General features: G+C 53.6%; 18 protein-coding genes. 13 read left to right on the plus strand and 5 right to left on the minus strand.

The window, feature by feature from the left end:
* Positions 1-105: 105 nt before the first annotated feature.
* The 3 genes from aat (at position 106) to infA (ending at position 1,989) form a co-directional block, all read left to right on the plus strand.
* Positions 106-852 carry a leucyl/phenylalanyl-tRNA--protein transferase gene (gene aat, locus P8S54_RS05795; protein WP_281443609.1) on the plus strand — a complete coding sequence of 249 codons (747 nt, stop codon included), beginning with the start codon at positions 106-108 and terminating at the stop codon, positions 850-852.
* A gap of 34 nt (positions 853-886) precedes the next feature.
* A complete protein-coding gene (locus P8S54_RS05800; protein ID WP_281443610.1) occupies positions 887-1,621 on the plus strand; it encodes an arginyltransferase in 735 nt (244 codons plus the stop codon).
* A gap of 149 nt (positions 1,622-1,770) precedes the next feature.
* Complete coding sequence (gene infA / locus P8S54_RS05805; RefSeq protein WP_007111068.1) at positions 1,771-1,989, plus strand: translation initiation factor IF-1; 219 nt, start codon at positions 1,771-1,773, stop codon at positions 1,987-1,989.
* A gap of 216 nt (positions 1,990-2,205) precedes the next feature.
* On the opposite strand, the gene clpA is transcribed toward infA, so the two are convergent.
* The 3 genes from clpA to P8S54_RS05820 form a co-directional block, all read right to left on the minus strand.
* Positions 2,206-4,482 (minus strand): ATP-dependent Clp protease ATP-binding subunit ClpA, encoded by a 2,277-nt coding sequence (clpA, locus tag P8S54_RS05810; RefSeq protein WP_281443611.1) that lies wholly within the window; start codon positions 4,480-4,482, stop codon positions 2,206-2,208.
* 138 nt (positions 4,483-4,620) lie between these two features.
* Positions 4,621-4,929 (minus strand): ATP-dependent Clp protease adapter ClpS, encoded by a 309-nt coding sequence (clpS, locus tag P8S54_RS05815; RefSeq protein WP_035540483.1) that lies wholly within the window; start codon positions 4,927-4,929, stop codon positions 4,621-4,623.
* Positions 4,930-5,209: 280 nt separating this feature from the next.
* Complete coding sequence (locus P8S54_RS05820; protein WP_281443612.1) at positions 5,210-7,444, minus strand: NADP-dependent isocitrate dehydrogenase; 2,235 nt, start codon at positions 7,442-7,444, stop codon at positions 5,210-5,212.
* Between the two features lie 254 nt (positions 7,445-7,698).
* Here P8S54_RS05820 and P8S54_RS05825 point away from each other — a divergent pair, with 254 nt between their 5' ends.
* The 9 genes from P8S54_RS05825 to P8S54_RS05865 all read left to right on the plus strand — a co-directional run bounded on the left by P8S54_RS05825 (position 7,699) and on the right by P8S54_RS05865 (position 16,535).
* Positions 7,699-8,298 carry a pseudouridine synthase gene (locus tag P8S54_RS05825; protein WP_281443613.1) on the plus strand — a complete coding sequence of 200 codons (600 nt, stop codon included), beginning with the start codon at positions 7,699-7,701 and terminating at the stop codon, positions 8,296-8,298.
* Positions 8,295-8,735, plus strand: coding sequence for an NUDIX hydrolase (locus P8S54_RS05830; RefSeq protein WP_281443614.1), 441 nt, complete (start codon positions 8,295-8,297; stop codon positions 8,733-8,735). The genes P8S54_RS05825 and P8S54_RS05830 overlap by 4 nt, the downstream gene beginning before the upstream one ends.
* Before the next feature lie 88 nt (positions 8,736-8,823).
* On the plus strand, positions 8,824-9,966 hold the full coding sequence (mnmA, locus tag P8S54_RS05835) for a tRNA 2-thiouridine(34) synthase MnmA (RefSeq protein ID WP_281443615.1): 1,143 nt from the start codon (positions 8,824-8,826) through the stop codon (positions 9,964-9,966).
* Positions 9,963-10,601, plus strand: coding sequence for a high frequency lysogenization protein HflD (gene hflD, locus P8S54_RS05840; protein WP_281443616.1), 639 nt, complete (start codon positions 9,963-9,965; stop codon positions 10,599-10,601). Before mnmA ends, hflD begins: the two co-directional genes overlap by 4 nt.
* A gap of 59 nt (positions 10,602-10,660) precedes the next feature.
* Positions 10,661-12,046 carry an adenylosuccinate lyase gene (gene purB / locus P8S54_RS05845; RefSeq protein ID WP_281443617.1) on the plus strand — a complete coding sequence of 462 codons (1,386 nt, stop codon included), beginning with the start codon at positions 10,661-10,663 and terminating at the stop codon, positions 12,044-12,046.
* An 81-nt stretch (positions 12,047-12,127) separates the two neighbouring features.
* Positions 12,128-13,306, plus strand: coding sequence for a cupin domain-containing protein (locus P8S54_RS05850; RefSeq protein WP_281443618.1), 1,179 nt, complete (start codon positions 12,128-12,130; stop codon positions 13,304-13,306).
* A 2-nt stretch (positions 13,307-13,308) separates the two neighbouring features.
* The gene (locus P8S54_RS05855; RefSeq protein ID WP_281443619.1) at positions 13,309-13,731 is read left to right on the plus strand and encodes a GNAT family N-acetyltransferase; all 423 of its coding nucleotides are present in this window, start codon (positions 13,309-13,311) and stop codon (positions 13,729-13,731) included.
* 410 nt (positions 13,732-14,141) lie between these two features.
* A complete protein-coding gene (locus P8S54_RS05860; RefSeq protein ID WP_281443620.1) occupies positions 14,142-15,740 on the plus strand; it encodes an isocitrate lyase in 1,599 nt (532 codons plus the stop codon).
* 327 nt (positions 15,741-16,067) lie between these two features.
* Positions 16,068-16,535: a glycine zipper 2TM domain-containing protein gene (locus tag P8S54_RS05865; protein ID WP_281443621.1), complete on the plus strand. Its 468-nt coding sequence runs from the start codon at positions 16,068-16,070 to the stop codon at positions 16,533-16,535.
* An 89-nt stretch (positions 16,536-16,624) separates the two neighbouring features.
* On the opposite strand, the gene P8S54_RS05870 is transcribed toward P8S54_RS05865, so the two are convergent.
* Positions 16,625-16,906: a hypothetical protein gene (locus P8S54_RS05870; RefSeq protein ID WP_009098767.1), complete on the minus strand. Its 282-nt coding sequence runs from the start codon at positions 16,904-16,906 to the stop codon at positions 16,625-16,627.
* A 183-nt stretch (positions 16,907-17,089) separates the two neighbouring features.
* Here P8S54_RS05870 and P8S54_RS05875 point away from each other — a divergent pair, with 183 nt between their 5' ends.
* The gene (locus P8S54_RS05875; protein WP_009098769.1) at positions 17,090-17,572 is read left to right on the plus strand and encodes a peptidylprolyl isomerase; all 483 of its coding nucleotides are present in this window, start codon (positions 17,090-17,092) and stop codon (positions 17,570-17,572) included.
* A 115-nt stretch (positions 17,573-17,687) separates the two neighbouring features.
* Here the strand turns inward: P8S54_RS05875 and nikR are convergent, their stop codons facing one another.
* Positions 17,688-18,089, minus strand: coding sequence for a nickel-responsive transcriptional regulator NikR (gene nikR / locus P8S54_RS05880; RefSeq protein WP_281443622.1), 402 nt, complete (start codon positions 18,087-18,089; stop codon positions 17,688-17,690).
* Between the last annotated feature and the right edge of the window lie 70 nt (positions 18,090-18,159).

Genomic DNA, 18,159 nt, shown 5'->3' on the forward strand with positions numbered 1-18,159 from the left:
TTTACACCTCAATGGCGTCTTTAATCCACTTGCGAGTTTGCATCATACCGAGCATCCTTGCGCCGTCACAGAGCTTCTTGAAGCGCTCAGTAACAGGAGCAAGTAATGCTACCTTGGCTTTCATCGCCACATCCGCTATTTCCTTCTACCGCACTGGCCCTCGACTCGCCAAACGGTTTACTGGCAGCAGGGGGAGAACTATCCCCCAACTGGCTAGTTGACGCTTACCGGCGGGGTATTTTTCCGTGGTACAGCGACGGTGAACCCATTTTATGGTGGAGCCCTAACCCGCGCATGGTCTTGCAACCAGCACAGTTTATACTCCGCCGCAGCCTTGCCAAACGTCTACGCAATGGTGGCTTTAGCATCACGTTAGATCAACACTTTGAGCAAGTAATTGACGCCTGTGCTGCCCCTCGACAGGGCGAGCCAGGCACATGGATCAACGCCGATATGCGCAGTGCTTATCAGCGCCTCCACGAGCTAGGCATTGCCCATAGCATTGAGGTACATCAGGCAAATCAGTTAGTGGGCGGTCTTTATGGGTTAGCCATGGGGCCCGTGTTTTTCGGTGAGTCAATGTTTTCAAATGTTCCCGATGCATCAAAAATAGCCCTTGCCCACTTAGCCCGCGCCATGCAGAGCCACGGCGGTGAGCTAATTGACTGCCAAATGCATACACCTCATTTGGCTAGTCTTGGCGCAACAACGGTCGCCCGGGAGACATTCATCAACTATCTTGAGAAGTGGTTGCCGGAAAAAGCATTTAGATTAACACCTTCAGCCCATGCAGCACCCATCGTGCCAACCTCGCCCTGGCTAACAGCCATAGCGTTGGCTGACCAACCCTAATGGCTGAACACCAGTTTAAACAAGGAGGCAAGCCGTGAGTAGTAACGCTCCTCGCCGCCCTGTGCGGGATTTGCGCTTCTTCCTGACCGTGCCACACGCTTGCAGCTACCTGCCCGACAGAGAAGCTACCACGCTATTTTTAGACCCCCAAGAGTCGCCCGTTCCAGGTGTTTACGACTCACTTTCACTGTTAGGGTTTCGTCGCAGCGGCCGCCATTTGTATCGTCCGCATTGCGAAGGCTGTAATGCCTGCCGCTCGGTACGCATTCCTATTAGCTACTTTAGTGCCAACCGCACGCAACGAAAAATTTTGCGCCGCAACCAGGATATTACAACGCGGGTAATTCCTGCGCGCTTTTTACCTGAGCACTACGCGCTTTACGCTGACTATATCCGGTTACGCCACGCCGACGGCGACATGTACCCTCCCAGCCGAGAACAGTACCGCACCTTTCTCACCCTTGATGAGCCTTATGCACAGTTGTTGGAAATGTATTTGGGTGAGGAGCTAGTGGCCGTCGCCGCCTTTGATCAGTTAGAACACGGCCTCTCTGCAATCTATACGTTTTTTGCGGTGGGCGATGAGCTAGACAAGCGCTCGCTTGGCACGCTGGCAATTCTTAAATTAATCGAACTCTGCCGTCAAAAAGCACTGCCTCACCTCTATTTAGGTTATTGGATTGAGGAGTGTCGAAAAATGCGCTACAAACGGGCCTTTTCGCCGATGGAGATGCTGGATGGACGGCACTGGCGACCATTAATTGACTAATCTTGCCAGCTTTTTTGCCTTGACGGCGGGCTTGCGGCACAATATAGCGCTGTTTCTCCGGCGCCTGAGATATAATAACGCCTTACGAAGCGACCGTTCGACTAACCGTTGTCTTAAATACTACGTTAAATAAGTGAGGATCTGCCTATATGGCACGCGAAGATCATATTGAAATGGAAGGCGTTATTGTTGATACCCTTCCCAACACCATGTTCCGTGTGGAGCTTGAAAACGGCCATGTCGTTACCGCCCACATTTCTGGCAAGATGCGCAAAAACTACATCCGCATCCTGACGGGCGATAAGGTAAAAGTGGAACTGACGCCTTACGATCTTTCTAAAGGCCGTATCGTTTACCGTTCGCGCTAAGCCTTGATGACGCTTGTTGAGCAGACTCTGCTAGTGCATGCACATCTAAGTTAAATACGGCGCCGCTCCCTGGAAACGACAACGCCCCGTCGATGACAGGGCGCTGTGCGTTACTGCTTTACTAGCTTAGGCTGACAACCACGCTGACTCTTTCAGCTATGAACTTCAAGCACAAAAGAGCCAGGCATGATGCTTAACAGCGACTTAGCGCCCTTATCAGGGCGCATCCGCCATTTCCGATTCGGTAGAAAGATGCAGTTCACCCTCTTCTAGGCTGACATGCACAATCCCCCCTTGGTCTGCCAACTCGCCAAACAAAATCATTTCAGCCAACGGCTTTTTAAGCTTCTCTTGAATGAGGCGAGCCATAGGACGCGCACCCATGTCTGGGTCGTAGCCCTTCTCTGCCAGCCAATCTCTGGCGGTATCATCCACTTCCAGTTGAACGCGTTTCTCATCCAGCTGCGCCTGAAGCTCAATCAAGAACTTATCAACCACGTTGCGCACCACAGAGGTATGCAGCGCATGGAATTGAATAATTCCGTCCAAACGATTGCGGAACTCTGGTGAGAACGTCCGACGAATCACTTCCATGGCATCGGTAGAGTGATCCTGATGCTGGAAACCAATTGAGCGACGCGATGCCTGCTCAGCCCCTGCGTTTGAGGTCATGATCAGGATAACGTGCCGGAAATCCGCTTCGCGACCGTTGTTGTCCGTCAGGCGGCCATGATCCATGACCTGCAGCAGCAGGTTAAAGACTTCAGGGTGGGCCTTTTCGATCTCATCAAGTAGCAGAACACAGTGAGGCTGCTTGGTTACCGCTTCGGTAAGCAAACCACCCTGGTCGTAACCTACGTAGCCAGGAGGCGCGCCAATCAAGCGTGATACGGTGTGGCGCTCCATATACTCCGACATATCAAAGCGCACCAGCTCGATGCCCATAATATGCGCAAGCTGTTTAGCCACTTCGGTCTTACCGACACCGGTAGGCCCTGCGAACAGGAAGCTGCCCACGGGTTTATCCGGTGACTTCAGCCCTGCACGAGATAATTTTATCGCGGCAGATAGCGAGTCAATCGCTTCATCCTGGCCAAACACAAGCATTTTCAGATCGCGGTCGAGCTTTTCAAGCAGCTTCCGATCCGAGCTTGAAACGCTTTTCGGCGGAATACGCGCAATGGAGGCAACAACGGCTTCGACCTGCTCCACATCAATGGTTGGCGTGCGCACTTCAGGCGGCAGCATGCGCTGATGCGCGCCCGCTTCGTCAATCACATCAATGGCTTTATCGGGCAAGTAACGATCGTTAATGTAGCGATCCGCTAAGCGCGCAGCGCTCTCCAAAGCACCATCGGTGTACTTGAGTTCGTGGTGCTCCTCAAAACGTGAGCGCAATCCTTTAAGAATTTTGATGGTGTCTTCCACTGAGGGCGCCAGCACATCCACTTTTTGGAAGCGACGTGCCAGTGCACGATCTTTCTCAAAAATACCGCGAAACTCTTGGAAAGTCGTTGAACCGATGCAGCGTAGCTCGCCAGAAGAGAGCAAGGGCTTTAACAGGTTAGACGCATCCATCACGCCGCCAGAAGCCGCTCCGGCACCAATGACGGTGTGAATTTCATCAATAAACAGCACTGCGTTTGGCTGCTTACGCAATTCACTAAGCAGACTTTTGAGGCGTTTTTCAAAATCGCCGCGGTACTTCGTTCCCGCCAGCAGCGCACCCATATCCAGTGAGTACACAACTGCATCAGCAATAACGTCAGGCACGTCTTCTTCAACGATGCGCTTCGCCAAGCCTTCAGCAATCGCCGTTTTACCGACCCCGGCCTCACCGACCAGTAGCGGGTTGTTCTTACGCCGACGAGCAAGAATCTGCACCACGCGCTCAAGCTCGTGGTCTCGGCCAATCAATGGGTCAATTTTACCCTGGCGCGCTTGCTCGTTTAAATTGGTGGCATAACCGGTTAACGGGTGCGCGGCACCTTCTGCGCTGCCCTCTTCGGCATCTTCGCTCTCTGGAGAAGAGGGCGACTGCGCAGGGCCATGGCCTGCTACTTTAGAAATTCCATGGGCGATGTAATTCACCGCATCAACACGGGCGACACTCTGTTGCTTCAGGAAATAAACCGCTTGGCTTTCTTGCTCGGAAAAAATAGCAACCAGCACATTCGCACCGGTGACTTCACTTTTACCGGATGACTGTACATGGAACACAGCACGCTGCAGCACACGCTGAAAACCAAGCGTAGGCTGCGTTTCACGATCGCCCTGGCCTTCAGGGATCAGGGGCGTGGTCGAGTTAATAAAATCCTGCAGATCGGACCGCAGCTTGTCGAGGTTTGCCCCACACGCCTTCAGTACATCCACCGCAGAGGCATTGTCCAGCAATGCTAGGAGCAGATGCTCAACGGTCATAAATTCGTGGCGCTTAGAGCGTGCCACGGTGAAGGCCGTGTTCAGGGTCAGTTCAAGTTCTTTGCTCAGCATGGCAGTCCCCTTTTCGCTACTACCTAGGGCATATTGCCACCTAGGGGTTGCATCGGATCAGTTTAATCGACCGGCACTTTCAACATCGGGTACAAATGGCGCGGTTGCAAGCCCCTCCGCTAATTTTTTTCAACGCTTTCAGTTAGCAGATTCGATATCACACATTAATGGGTGCTCGCATTCACGGGCGTATTCATTGACTTGATAACTTTTAGTTTCGGCAATGTCGCGAGTAAAGATACCGCAGGTAGCTTTACCCTGGGTGTGCACCGCGAGCATTACTTGCACCGCTTTTTCACTATCCATACCGAAAAAGCCTTGCAAAATTTCTACGACAAACTCCATAGGAGTGTAATCGTCGTTATGTAGCACCACTTTATAAAGCGGTGGCTGAGCTAACTCAGGCTTGGCTGTTTCTACCGCCAGGCCATCATCATGGTCAGGCATATCAGGGCGTGACATGCCTGCTTGCAGGATAGTCGCCAGGTATGAACTGTGAATATTGGGCATAAGCAGCAAGGGATATCGTCTCTCAGCTGTCGCGCGGCATCTAGTTTGAGTCGTTACTTCTATAAGACGCGCGACGCCAGCAAGGGTTCATGGAAAAAACAAATTATCACACTGGGCGAGACAAAAAACCCTCGCCCGGCTAGCGGACGAGGGGTGATAGCAACATTTTTAATGCGCTATGCCCAGCGGCAGCACGAACGGCTGCTGGGTGTGGGTATTAGCCTTTAGCAACCATTGCAAGGGCGTCATTGAGCGTTTTGCTCGGGCGCATTGCTTGGCTGGCCAGCTCACCATTAGGGTGGAAGTAGCCTTGAATGTCCATGGTTTGGCCTTGAACACTGTTTAGCTCATCAACGATAGTGGCTTCATTGGCTTTCAGGGTTTCAGCCAAGCGAGCAAAGAGAGTTTTCATCTCTGCATCCTGATCCTGCGCAGCCAGTGCATCGGCCCAGTACATCGCTAAGTAGAAGTGGCTGCCACGGTTATCAAGCTCACCTACTTTACGCGATGGAGACTTGTTGCTGTCGAGGAATTGGCCGTTAGCCTCATCCAGCGCTTTGGCCAACAGCGTCGCGCGCTCGTTACCAAATGTGCTGCCCAAGTGCTCCAGAGACGCCGCTAGTGCCAAGAATTCGCCCAGCGAATCCCAACGCAGGTGGTTCTCTTCTAAGAACTGCTGAACGTGCTTAGGTGCTGAACCGCCCGCGCCGGTTTCAAACAGGCCGCCACCATTCATCAACGGCACAATAGAGAGCATCTTAGCACTGGTGCCTAGCTCCATAATCGGGAACAAGTCGGTGAGGTAGTCACGCAGCACGTTACCCGTCACGGAGATAGTGTCTTCACCTTTACGAATACGCTCAAGGGAGAGCTGCATAGCATCTACCGGCGCCAGAATACGAATATCCAGACCAGCGGTATCGTGCGCCTTCAAGTATGTTTCTACCTTCTTGATCAGCTGAGCATCGTGGGCGCGGTTAGCGTCGAGCCAGAAAATAGCCGGCGCGCCGCTGTCACGGGCGCGGGTGACGGCAAGCTTCACCCAATCCTGAATCGGGGCATCTTTGGTCTGGCACATACGCCAGATATCGCCAGCTTCCACCGGGTGGCTGAACAGCGTCTGGCCTGACTCATCCGTCACAACCACGGCACCCTCAGCCTGAATATGGAAGGTTTTGTCGTGGGAGCCGTACTCTTCCGCCTTTTGCGCCATCAAGCCCACATTAGGCACACTGCCCATGGTGGTAGGATCAAAGGCGCCATGTTTTTTGCAATCGTCAATCACTGCTTGGTAAATGGTCGCATAACAGCGGTCTGGAATAACCGCTTTCGCGTCTTGCAGCTCGTCGTTGACATTCCACATTTTGCCAGAATCGCGAATCATAGCTGGCATAGAGGCGTCGATGATGACATCGCTAGGCACGTGTAGGTTGGTAATCCCCTTGTGGGAGTTCACCATCGCCATGGCAGGACGTTCCTGGTAAAGCGCCTCGATATCACTCTTGATCGTTTCTTGCTGAGCGCTAGGCAGCTTTCCAATCGCGCTGTACAGATCGCCGATACCGCTGTTGGGGTTGAAGCCAACCTCTTTTAACGCATCCGCATGCTTTTCGAGTACGTCTTTGTAGAACTCCTCAACCACGATGCCGAACATGATCGGGTCCGACACTTTCATCATGGTGGCTTTCAGGTGCAGCGAAAACAGCACACCAAGCTCTTTGGCATCATTGATCTGACCTTCGATAAAGCTGCGCAGGCGGCGGCTGCTCATGCTAGCAGCGTCGATCACTTCGCCTTCAAGCACGGAGAGGCTTTCTTTCAGTACAACGTTGGTGCCATCTTTTTGCTGCAGCTCAATTTTAAGCTTAGTGGCCTTCTCCATAACGGCCGACTGCTCGCTACCGTAGAAGTCACCTTCGCTCATGTGAGACACGTGGGACTTGGAGTCCGCGCTCCACTCACCCATGCGGTGCGGGTATTTACGGGCGTAATTTTTTACTGATTTTGGCGCACGGCGATCAGAGTTACCTTCACGCAGCACGGGGTTTACCGCACTGCCTTTGGCTTTGTCATAGCGCGCTTTAATGGAAGCTTCTTCATCGTTCTGCGGCTCTTCCGGATAGTCCGGCAGCGAGTAGCCTTGGCTTTGTAGCTCTTTAATGGTGGCTTTTAACTGCGGGCCGGAGGCACTGATGTTCGGCAGCTTGATAATATTGGCTTCAGGCGTGGTAGCCAGCTGGCCAAGCTCGGCCAGGTCATCGCTAACGCGCTGCTCGTCGCTGAGCACATCGGGGAACTGCGCCAATACCCGCGCGGCCAAAGAGATATCCCGCGTTTCAACTTCGACACCGGCAGAGTCGGTGAAGGCATCAATGATCGGTAACAAAGAGTAGGTTGCTAGCGCAGGGGCTTCGTCGGTGAGCGTATAAATGATCTTCGGCGTTGTGGACATTTTTGCGTTAACCTCTTTTTTTCTGTCGCTGTGATTATAAAAAATCTCAAGCTACGCGGCGCATTCAACAAAAGACCAGGCCGCGAAATAGGCGGAGCATTTCTTGGCTGCCCCGGCATCACTCGGTGGTTTACTGCGGTGGTGATTACGACGACTCAAGCACGTCTCATACGGCTACGCCGAAGTATACCAGCGCTGAACTTTAACCGCATGAACGATTGTCGACAAATTAAAAGCACGACCTACGAGGCAACATGAGTACGCTTTACTTACTGCATAAACCCTATCGAATGCTCTCCCAGTTTACCGATAACCAAGGCCGTGCCACCTTAGCCGATGTAATTAACGCGCCCGGCGTTTATGCCGCTGGAAGGCTGGACTACGACTCAGAGGGGCTGCTACTGCTCAGCGATGACGGTGGCCTCATTCATCGCATTGCCCACCCACGGCATAAGCAGCCAAAAACCTACTGGGTGCAGCTTGAGGGGCATATAAGCGATGAGGCGATCAGCTTGCTTAAACAAGGCATCACCCTGAAAGATGGTCCCACTCAGCCCGCCAAAGCACGGCGCATTGAAGCGCCTGCCATGGCGCCGCGCGACCCCGCCATTGACCCCAAGCGCCACCCCTCCACTAGCTGGCTGGAGCTAACCATCAGCGAGGGCCGTAACCGTCAGGTTCGGCGCATGACCGCCCATGTAGGTTTTCCCACCCTGCGTCTGATTCGCGCAGCGATTGGCCCATGGCAGCTGGGAGACCTAGCGCCCGGCGAGTGGCGCAAAGAGACGCTACATGCCCCACAGTCAACCAAACCTAAACGTGGCAGCTCGCCACGGCGTAGGCGCACCTCATGAGCCATATACGTAGCACAGCTGCCTGTGTGATCCAGCAAAACGGGCGCTACTTGATGGTGGAAGAAGCACGCGGTGGCAAAGCAACCGTTTTTAATCAGCCTGCAGGACATGTGGAGCCTGGCGAAGGGCCGCTTGCGGCGATAGTGCGCGAGGTAAAAGAAGAGACCGCTTGGCAGGTAACGTTAACGGGCTATTTAGGGCTTTATGTATTTCACACACCGGAGGGAGTGACGTTTCATAGCCACGGTTTTGTCGCCACCCCAGATACCCAACTGAACACCCCTATAGATAGCGATATAACGGCTACCCATTGGCTCACGCGCCAAGAAATAGAAGCACTTAATGCCGCTCAGCGGCTACGCAGCCCTTTGGTGCTTAAACGCATTATTGATGCCAGCAACGGACACTGCTACCCCCTTACCGTGATTCGGGAGTGAAGCACTCGAAGCGTTAAGCCCCCATCGTGTATAATCTCCGGCCACTTGCTTACTGCTCTTATGCACACTACTTCTACTGGGGATGCCTATGTCGGCCACCACTGGGTCGTCCACTACCGAGCCAACCGCTAACGGCAAAGTTATTGTCGGCATGTCGGGTGGCGTCGATTCGTCTGTTTCTGCCCTTCTTCTACTCCAACAGGGGTACGAGGTTGAGGGCCTGTTCATGAAGAATTGGGACGAAGACGACGGCACAGAGTACTGCACAGCGAAGGAAGACCTCGCCGATGCCGAAGCGGTGTGCGCCAAGCTGGGGATTAAGCTGCATACGGCTAATTTCGCCGCTGAATATTGGGATAACGTGTTTGAACACTTCCTTTCCGAGTATAAGGCAGGCCGAACGCCTAACCCTGACATTCTGTGTAACCGGGAGATCAAATTTAAGGTCTTTTTGGAATACGCCGAAATGCTAGGCGCAGATAAAATTGCGACCGGACACTATGTGCGTCAAGGGGTTCGTGAAGGGCGCCCGCGCCTGCTAAAAGGCTTGGATGGTAACAAAGACCAGAGCTACTTCCTGCATGCAGTGCCCGAAGCGGCCATTGCACGCACGCTATTCCCTGTCGGCGAGTTGGAGAAACCCGCCGTCCGAGCCTTGGCAGAGCACCACGACCTAGTAACCGCCAAGAAGAAAGACTCCACGGGCATTTGCTTTATTGGTGAGCGCCGTTTCCGCGATTTTCTGCAGCAATACCTACCTGCACAGCCCGGTATGATTGAAACCCCGGAAGGCGATGTCATCGGTAAGCACATGGGGCTCATGTACTACACCCTTGGCCAGCGCCAGGGCCTGGGTATCGGCGGCCTTGCCAACTACTCAGAAGACCCCTGGTACGTGGCTGCCAAAGATTTAGCACGCAACGTACTGATTGCCGTACAGGGCAAGCATCATCCGCTGCTCTATACCGATACCCTAGCCACAGAAAAAATGGATTGGGTCGCGGGCGAACCGCCCACACAGCAGGGCCGCTTTACCGCAAAAACCCGCTATCGCCAAAGCGACTGCCCCTGCGAAATGCGCGCTCTTGCGGATGGCAGCGTGGAAGTGGTCTTCGATGATCCACAATGGGCGGTAACGCCAGGGCAGTCGCTGGTACTTTACGATGGTGATATCTGTTTAGGCGGTGGCGTGATCCGCGCCACTTGGAAAGCTTCGGAGGCTGCTGCATGAGTGCCACACCTATTCATCGCGCACCGGATACGCCGGCTGCCCGCCAGGCGCTCGCACTTGCTGGCGTTTTTCAAGCCGCAAGCCTCGTCGATGAGCTAGCACGCACGGGGCAAGTCGATTCCCGCGCCTGGGAAACGCTGATTAACGCCACGGTAGACACCAACCCGGAAAGTTTTGAAGCCATTTATGGCGGCCACCCCAACAACCTTCGCCGCGGGCTGGATACACTGGAAGCTTTGGTAGGCCGCAAACAGGCCAACCCCGTGGTGCTGCGCTATGGCTTTTCACTACTGCTGTTAATGAACAAACTGCGCACCGATCGCCACATGATGGATGTACTCGGCCAAAAGCTAGCCCATGTCCAGGGGCAGGCGGAGCACTTCGGCACTACTCATGAGAACGTCATTGCCAGCCTAGGCGAGACCTATCAGGAAACAATTTCGACGTTTAAAACGCGCATTGTGGTGCAAGGCGACCCTTCACTGCTGCAAACCCGCATGATGCCGGAGCGGGTTCGCGCGTGTTTGATGGCAGGCATTCGCTTTGCACTGCTTTGGCACCAATTGGGCGGTCGCCGCTGGAAGCTTGTTTTCCAGCGTAAAGCTCTACGGCGCGCGCTGGATAGCCTTAGCTAACCCTTTTTATACAATCCTGCTCTCTTCATCCCCCTATCGACCCATTGGAAGCTTACGCCATGCAACTCTCAGCTTTAACCGCCCTTTCCCCCGTTGACGGCCGCTACGGCGCTAAAGCCGCTGTGTTACGTGAACACTTCAGCGAATTCGGCCTGATCCGTGCGCGCGTGATTGTGGAAGTACGCTGGTTGCAGCGCCTGGCAGACCACAGCCAAATTGTCGAAGTCCCTCCCCTTTCCGCTGAAGCGACTGCGTTTTTAGAGCAGCTGATTCGCGACTTCTCGGTAGAAGACGCTGAGCGTATCAAGGAAATTGAGCGCACGACTAACCATGATGTCAAAGCGGTTGAGTACTTCTTGAAAGAGAAGATTGCAGGCCAAGCCGAACTCAATGCCGTCACCGAATTTATTCACTTTGCCTGTACCAGTGAAGACATCAACAACCTCTCTTACGGCGTGATGTTGGCCGACGGCCTAAAAGCCTTGCTGCCCACTATGCATGAGGTTGCCGACGATATTGCCAAGCTGGCAATTGCCCACGCAGGTCAGCCGATGCTGTCCCGCACCCACGGCCAAACGGCCAGCCCGACCACCCTGGGCAAAGAGATGGCCAACGTGGCTTACCGCCTTAAGCGCCAGCTCAAGCAGATCGAAAGTGTTGAGATACTAGGCAAAATTAACGGTGCCGTGGGTAACTACAACGCACACCTAACCACCTACCCTGATATCGACTGGGAAGCCAATGCGCGCACTTTTGTGGAAGGTTTAGGCTTGAGCTTTAACCCCTACACCACGCAAATCGAACCCCACGATTACATTGCTGAGCTGTTCGATGCCATTTGCCGCTTCAACACCATCCTGATCGATTTTGACCGCGATGTATGGGGCTACATCTCCCTGGGCTACTTCAAACAACGCACCGTGGAAGGCGAAATTGGCTCATCCACCATGCCGCATAAAGTTAACCCAATCGACTTTGAAAACTCGGAAGGCAACCTGGGCCTTGCCAACGCGGTACTTAGCCACTTGGCGCAAAAACTGCCGATTTCCCGCTGGCAACGCGACCTGACGGACTCCACGGTGCTGCGTAACCTCGGTGTAGGCTTGGCCTATGGATTGATCGGCTACCACGCCAGCTTAAAAGGCATTAGCAAACTAGAAGCCAACCCAGAGCGGCTGGCAGAAGATTTAAACAATAGCTGGGAAGTGCTCGCCGAGCCGATCCAAACGGTCATGCGCCGCTACGGCATTGAAAAGCCTTACGAAAAACTGAAAGAGCTAACCCGTGGAAAGCGCATCGACCAAGCAGGCTTTGCCGCCTTCATTGATACGCTCGAATTACCCGCGACGGTAAAAGATGAGCTGAAAGCGCTCTCACCGGCTAGCTACATTGGTAATGCTACGGCACAAGCCGAAGCGATTACCCAGCGGCTAGATTTACTGTAATTCGTTGTTGTCATCAACAGTTGTCATTAACAGTTGTCACTAACTGTAATAGCGCCGCGTTCACCTATTTAGGATACCGCCATGAGCCAACCCAATACGCCATTAACGTTGCTGGGCGATTTGACCCCAGAAGACTTTTTGGCCAACTACTGGCAACAGAAACCGCTACTGATTCGTGGTGCTATCCCCGAGTTCATCAGCCCCATTGAGCCAGACGAGCTAGCGGGCCTGGCCTGCGAACCCGGCGTTGAGGCTCGGCTAGTCGAGGAAAATGGCCCCGATGGCCCCTGGCAGGTATCCCACGGCCCGTTTGACGACGCCACCTTTGAGCGGCTTCCAGAAGGCAACTGGAGCCTGCTGGTGCAGGCCGTCGATCATTACGTGCCCTCTATTGCGGCGTTAATGGATGAGTTTGATTTTTTACCCCGTTGGCGGCTAGACGACATCATGATCAGCTACGCCCCCCCTGGTGGCAGCGTTGGGCCGCATATTGATCAGTATGATGTCTTCCTGCTCCAGGCCAGCGGCCATCGTCGCTGGCAGTTGGGCGGCAAGCAGTCTGACGATGCGCCGATCATTCAAGGGATCGACCTGCGCATTCTTGAAACCTTTGAAGTAGAAGCAAACTCCGACTGGACGCTAGCACCCGGCGACATGCTCTACCTGCCACCCGGCTGGGCGCACCATGGGGTTAGCCAAACCGATGACTGCATGACGATATCAGTCGGCTTTCGCGCGCCCTCAGCAGATGAAGCCATCACTTCCTATGCTGATTACCTTGGTGAACAGCTATCGGCTTCCCAGCGCTACAGCGATGCAGGCATGGCACCCGCCAGCCAGCTAGGTGAGGTGGACGATGCCGCCGTAGAACGGATGCGCCAATTTATTCTTGAAACCCTGGATCAGCCGGAACAAATGGCACAATGGTTCGGCCGCGTTATGACGCAGCCAAAATATATCGATCAGGTTGTTCCCTTGGAGCAGCCCATGAGCGAAGAAGACCTTGTTACGCAACTACACGCTGGCGAGCCACTGTTCCAAATGCCGGGTTCCCGAATCGCTTGGCGTAGTGATGCCAGCGGCACCACCCTGTTTGTTGATGGCGATGGCCACCCCTGCACAGAAGCATTAGCCAAACGCCTTGCTGACCCTGCCCCCATCCACGCTGACGTGCTGGAACTCAGCGGTGCCACTGAACTCATCACGCAGCTCACCAATACGGGCAGCCTAGGCTTTATGGGCGAAGAGGACGAGGAGTAGCCGTGTCACCTGTGGACATTGTTAGTGGCGATTGGCCCACGCTAGGGGAGGCAGCCTCTGCTATTCGCTGCACTGTCTTTATTGAAGAGCAGCGCGTGCCCCAAGAGGAAGAGTGGGATGGCCGGGATGCCGAGTGCCGCCATTTTTTAGCCACTCTCAATGGCCAGCCGGTAGGCACCGCCCGCCTGCTGCCAGATGGCCATATTGGTCGCGTGGCTGTTCTTCCCAGCGCCAGAGGTACGGGAATTGGTTATCAGCTGATGGAAGCAGCCATTCAAGCTGCCCGCGAAGCTGGCCATGCAAAAGCCGAGCTTAGCGCTCAACTACATGCCCTGGCTTTTTATGAGCGCTTAGGTTTTGTTGCCTACGGCGAGGTATTTATGGATGCAGGCATTCCCCATCGCGACATGGCGTTAGCACTTTAGAGAATACCTCTTATTGCCCACTTAACCGTCTCATAACGGACGACTGCGCCACCGCTAGGTGGCGCTTTTTTTGGCCTGTTGATAGTGAACTGACGAAAAACGACTACACAAACACGGCGTTATGACTAGGCCCTGTAGTCGAGTTACAACCCCTTCTGCCCCCAAGTGACAATTGTTGAATGCGTCGTACTAGTTGATAGTTGTTGCATTGCAGTACGGCGCACTCGCTCAGTTTGCTTATAGCTTTCAAGAGAGTGCGACGTTCCTCTTAGAGACGTTTCTATTAGAGACGATTATCTAAGCGACACAGCAACTTAAATAAGTAACTCTGAAAAAACTTCGCAAGTGCAACATAAGCATTAACTAACGTACTTGCGATATCGCTATCACGACCCCGGAGGTATCAGCTCATGTCAGGACTTCTCGACGATATTAAAGCCATCGCCCAATTACGCGAAGCACAAGGTGGTAAATGGGAAGCGATCAAGCCAGAATACGCCGCCCGTATGCGTGCCCAGAACCGCTTTCACACCGGCCTAGATATTGCCCGCTACACCGCTAAAATTATGCGTGAAGACATGGCGGCCTACGACGCTGATACATCTAAGTACACCCAGTCCCTGGGCTGCTGGCACGGTTTTATCGGCCAGCAAAAGTTGATCTCGATTAAAAAGCATTTTGGCACCACCAAGCGCAGCTACCTCTACCTCTCTGGCTGGATGGTTGCCGCACTACGCTCTGAGTTTGGTCCGCTGCCTGACCAGTCCATGCACGAAAAAACCTCCGTTGCCAACCTGATTGAAGAGCTATACACCTTCTTGAAGCAGGCAGATGCGTGGGAACTTAACCACCTCTTCCGCGCGCTGGATGACGCCAAAGAAGCTGGCGATAGCGCTAAAGAGCAGGAATTGATCAGCAAAATCGATAACCACGAAACACACGTCGTGCCGATTATCGCTGACATCGACGCGGGCTTTGGTAACGCCGAAGCGACCTACCTGCTGGCTAAGAAATTTATCCAGGCAGGCGCGTGCTGCATCCAGCTGGAAAACCAGGTATCTGACGAAAAGCAGTGTGGTCACCAGGACGGTAAAGTGACCGTTCCTCATGAAGACTTCCTGGCAAAAATCAACGCCGTACGTTATGCCTTCCTAGAACTAGGCGTAGATGATGGCGTCATCGTGGCACGTACTGACTCGCTAGGTGCAGGCCTGACCCAGAAGATCGCTGTTACCAACGCACCAGGCGACCTGGGCGACCAGTACAACAGCTTCTTGGATGGCGATGTTATCGAGAATGCTGACGATATTAACAACGGCGATGTTGTCATCAAGCAGAACGGCAAACTGGTTAAACCCAAGCGTTTGGCCTCAGGCCTCTACCAGTTCAAAGCTGGCACCGGCGAAGACCGCGTTATTTTGGACTGCATCACCAGCCTTCAAAACGGTGCTGACCTGCTGTGGATTGAAACCGAAAAACCCCACGTTGGCCAAATTGCCAGCATGGTTAACCGCATTCGCGAAGTGTGCCCGGACGCCAAGCTGGTTTACAACAACTCACCGTCCTTCAACTGGACGCTGAACTTCCGCCAGCAAGTGTTTGATGCGTGGGAGAAAGAAGGTAAAGACGTTTCCGCTTACCAGCGCGATAAGCTGATGAGCGTTGAGTACGACAACACCGAACTTGGCCAATTGGCAGATGAGTGGACGCGTAACTTCCAGCGCGATGGCTCCCGTGAAGCCGGCATCTTCCACCACCTGATCACACTGCCGACTTACCACACTGCGGCACTCTCTACCGACAACTTAGCGAAAGGCTACTTTGGTGACGAGGGAATGCTGGCCTACGTTAAAGGCGTGCAGCGCGAAGAAATTCGCCAAGGCATCGCGACTGTTAAGCACCAGGATATGGCAGGCTCGAACATTGGCGACGACCATAAAGAGTTCTTCCACGGTGATGCCGCACTGAAAGCCGGTGGTAAAGACAACACAATGAACCAATTCGGTTAATTCATACCGGATAAGCAATAAAGCTTAAGCAGTCAACCAAAGGGGGCGAAAGCCCCCTTTTTTGTGTTGGATAGTTTGTTGTGTTGGATAATTTTTCGTATTGGACAGTTGGCCCGCTTCTAGTCGCTTATTGCCACCCATAGGCGCACATCACGCATGTGCAAAGTATTTGCACACTGCTTGCGCAATGCGCGCCTCCTCAGCACTTTATGACCTTTTTCATTGATGGCTGGTCAAACAAAGATGCTTCCGTTATCTTTTAACGAACGCTGTTCTATTATCATGCTATTCGTTGCAGCTTTTTGAGCTGAGACACTGGAGGTTTTAATGAAACGTCTACTACCCGTTGCTGCGTTAAGCATTCTTACATTGGCGGGTTGTGCCAATACCGCCCCTTACTCAGGCGATGTATACCGCGGCAGCCAAGCCCAAACCGGCCAAAGCGTTGCGTATGGCACCATTGTTGCCGTACGTCCGGTACAAATTCAGGCGGACAGCCGCACCGGTAACTTGCTGGGCGGCGGCGGCGGCGCAGTGATCGGCGGTATTTTAGGTAACCAAGTAGGCGGCGGTACTGGCCGACAGCTGGCAACCGTAGCAGGCGCACTCGGTGGTGCCGTTGCCGGTACGGCAGCTGAAGACCGTGCTAACCGTGTTAGCGCACTCGAAATGGAAATCCGCCGCGATGACGGCACGGACGTTATTGTGGTTCAGCGCGCCGACCGTCAATTCCAAGCTGGCCAGCGGGTTCGCTTGATTGGCAGTGGTGCCAACATGAGTGTTGCGCCCTACTAAGCGCTCGCTATACAGTTTTAAAGTTCAAGTAAATTAAAAGCGCCCGATCAGCCAAGCTGATCGGGCGCTTTTTTATGGCGCTGAGGGCGTTAGTGAGTAGTTTTGCTACTTGCCCAGCTCGCCAGTTTCATAACAATAAGCCCTATGATGGCTAGTAGCACCACCACTAACAGGATATCTACCGGACGCACCAGCGTAGTGGCGCCTAGGATCGCCAGCGCACCAATCCATAAGTGGCGATTATCACCGTGGGTCTTTAAAACATCCGGTAGCATTTTATCTAGGCCTTGGCTTACGCCGTTATCCCAACGCTTATTAGCAAAATAGGCAATCAAAACAAAGGCGATTACCCAAAGAACGAAGACCGTCATAGAAAACTCCATATAAAGCTGTCTGGAAGAGGGAGAAGAAGTTGTGGCTGTAGAGTATCCCTGCGCACAGCATGGCGCAATACCGCCAAAGGCCAGTAGCGGGAAAAACCCCGGTTTACCCCCTGACAAGCTAGCTCACACGCGTTACCATGTTGGGACATGCACTCACCGAAAGGTTAATCAATGCAAATTGCGCAAAACTCGGTTGTCGCGTTCCACTATACCCTGACCAATGATGCAGGTGAGGTGCTTGACAGTTCCGAAGGCCGCGAGCCGCTGACCTACCTCCACGGCGCTGGCAACATTATCCCAGGTCTGGAAAAAGAGCTCGAAGGCCGTGCCGCTGGTGACAAACTGAACGTTTCCGTTTCGCCTTCTGAAGGCTACGGTGAAGTTCAAGAACAGCTGATGCAAGAAGTACCCCGTGATGCCTTCCAGGGCGTTGAAAGCATTGAGCCAGGCATGCAGTTCCAGGCGCAAACTCAGGGCGGCCCACTGATGGTCACCGTCAAGAAAGTTGAAGGCGATACAGTTGTGGTTGATGGCAACCACCCGCTGGCAGGCCAGCAGCTCAACTTCGATGTTGAGATTGCTACAGTGCGTGAAGCAAGCCAGGAAGAAGTCGAGCACGGTCATGTGCACGGCGAAGGCGGCGTAGAGCACTAACTTTCTTAGTTGCTGAACGTTCGCATAAAAGGGTGGCCATGGGCCGCCCTTTTTATTGGATACCCTTCAGCCAGCTAACGTCTAACCTCGACTTTTTACCCACCTTTTTTAACCACTACTCTTCTGGAATTAACACGAGCTGACCATAGCGCACGCTGCGCGATGAGGTCACTTCGTCGGCAAACTGTTTCAAGGCGCTACCCTGCCCTTTTAGAAGCGCCACTTCCAGGCAGCTATCGTGGTTGATATGCACATGGAGGGTTGAAAGCGTCAGGTCGTGGTGGTCGTGGGAGTGGCGAGTTAAGCGTTTAGATAAATCCCGCGCGGCGTGATCATACACGTAGACCAGCGCCCCCATACAAGGTGCCTCTGGGGCCACCTCTTCCCTTGCCTGTGTCAAACCACTGCGTGTTAGATCGCGAATTGCCTCTGAACGGTTCTGATAGCCGCGTATGCGCATTAGCGCGTCCACCTCATTAAGCAACTCTTCATCCAACGTCACCGTGACACGTTGCATCCCGCCTCCTATTGTCTACGCCTAGTTAACCTACCCAGTGCGGCAAAGAGCATCTTCCTGACCGTAGAGT

Origin of the sequence: Halomonas sp. M1, from assembly GCF_029581375.1 — a bacterium.
GTDB lineage: Bacteria > Pseudomonadota > Gammaproteobacteria > Pseudomonadales > Halomonadaceae > Vreelandella.

Coding starts and splice junctions, on each gene's coding strand:
- aat (WP_281443609.1), top strand. CDS start 106: ATGCTACCTTGGCTTTCATCGCCACATCCGCTATTTCCTTCTACCGCA.
- infA (WP_007111068.1), top strand. CDS start 1,771: ATGGCACGCGAAGATCATATTGAAATGGAAGGCGTTATTGTTGATACC.
- clpA (WP_281443611.1), bottom strand. CDS start 4,482: ATGCTGAGCAAAGAACTTGAACTGACCCTGAACACGGCCTTCACCGTG.
- clpS (WP_035540483.1), bottom strand. CDS start 4,929: ATGCCTGACCATGATGATGGCCTGGCGGTAGAAACAGCCAAGCCTGAG.
- P8S54_RS05820 (WP_281443612.1), bottom strand. CDS start 7,444: ATGTCCACAACGCCGAAGATCATTTATACGCTCACCGACGAAGCCCCT.
- P8S54_RS05825 (WP_281443613.1), top strand. CDS start 7,699: ATGAGTACGCTTTACTTACTGCATAAACCCTATCGAATGCTCTCCCAG.
- P8S54_RS05830 (WP_281443614.1), top strand. CDS start 8,295: ATGAGCCATATACGTAGCACAGCTGCCTGTGTGATCCAGCAAAACGGG.
- mnmA (WP_281443615.1), top strand. CDS start 8,824: ATGTCGGCCACCACTGGGTCGTCCACTACCGAGCCAACCGCTAACGGC.
- hflD (WP_281443616.1), top strand. CDS start 9,963: ATGAGTGCCACACCTATTCATCGCGCACCGGATACGCCGGCTGCCCGC.
- purB (WP_281443617.1), top strand. CDS start 10,661: ATGCAACTCTCAGCTTTAACCGCCCTTTCCCCCGTTGACGGCCGCTAC.
- P8S54_RS05850 (WP_281443618.1), top strand. CDS start 12,128: ATGAGCCAACCCAATACGCCATTAACGTTGCTGGGCGATTTGACCCCA.
- P8S54_RS05860 (WP_281443620.1), top strand. CDS start 14,142: ATGTCAGGACTTCTCGACGATATTAAAGCCATCGCCCAATTACGCGAA.
- P8S54_RS05865 (WP_281443621.1), top strand. CDS start 16,068: ATGAAACGTCTACTACCCGTTGCTGCGTTAAGCATTCTTACATTGGCG.
- P8S54_RS05870 (WP_009098767.1), bottom strand. CDS start 16,906: ATGACGGTCTTCGTTCTTTGGGTAATCGCCTTTGTTTTGATTGCCTAT.
- P8S54_RS05875 (WP_009098769.1), top strand. CDS start 17,090: ATGCAAATTGCGCAAAACTCGGTTGTCGCGTTCCACTATACCCTGACC.
- nikR (WP_281443622.1), bottom strand. CDS start 18,089: ATGCAACGTGTCACGGTGACGTTGGATGAAGAGTTGCTTAATGAGGTG.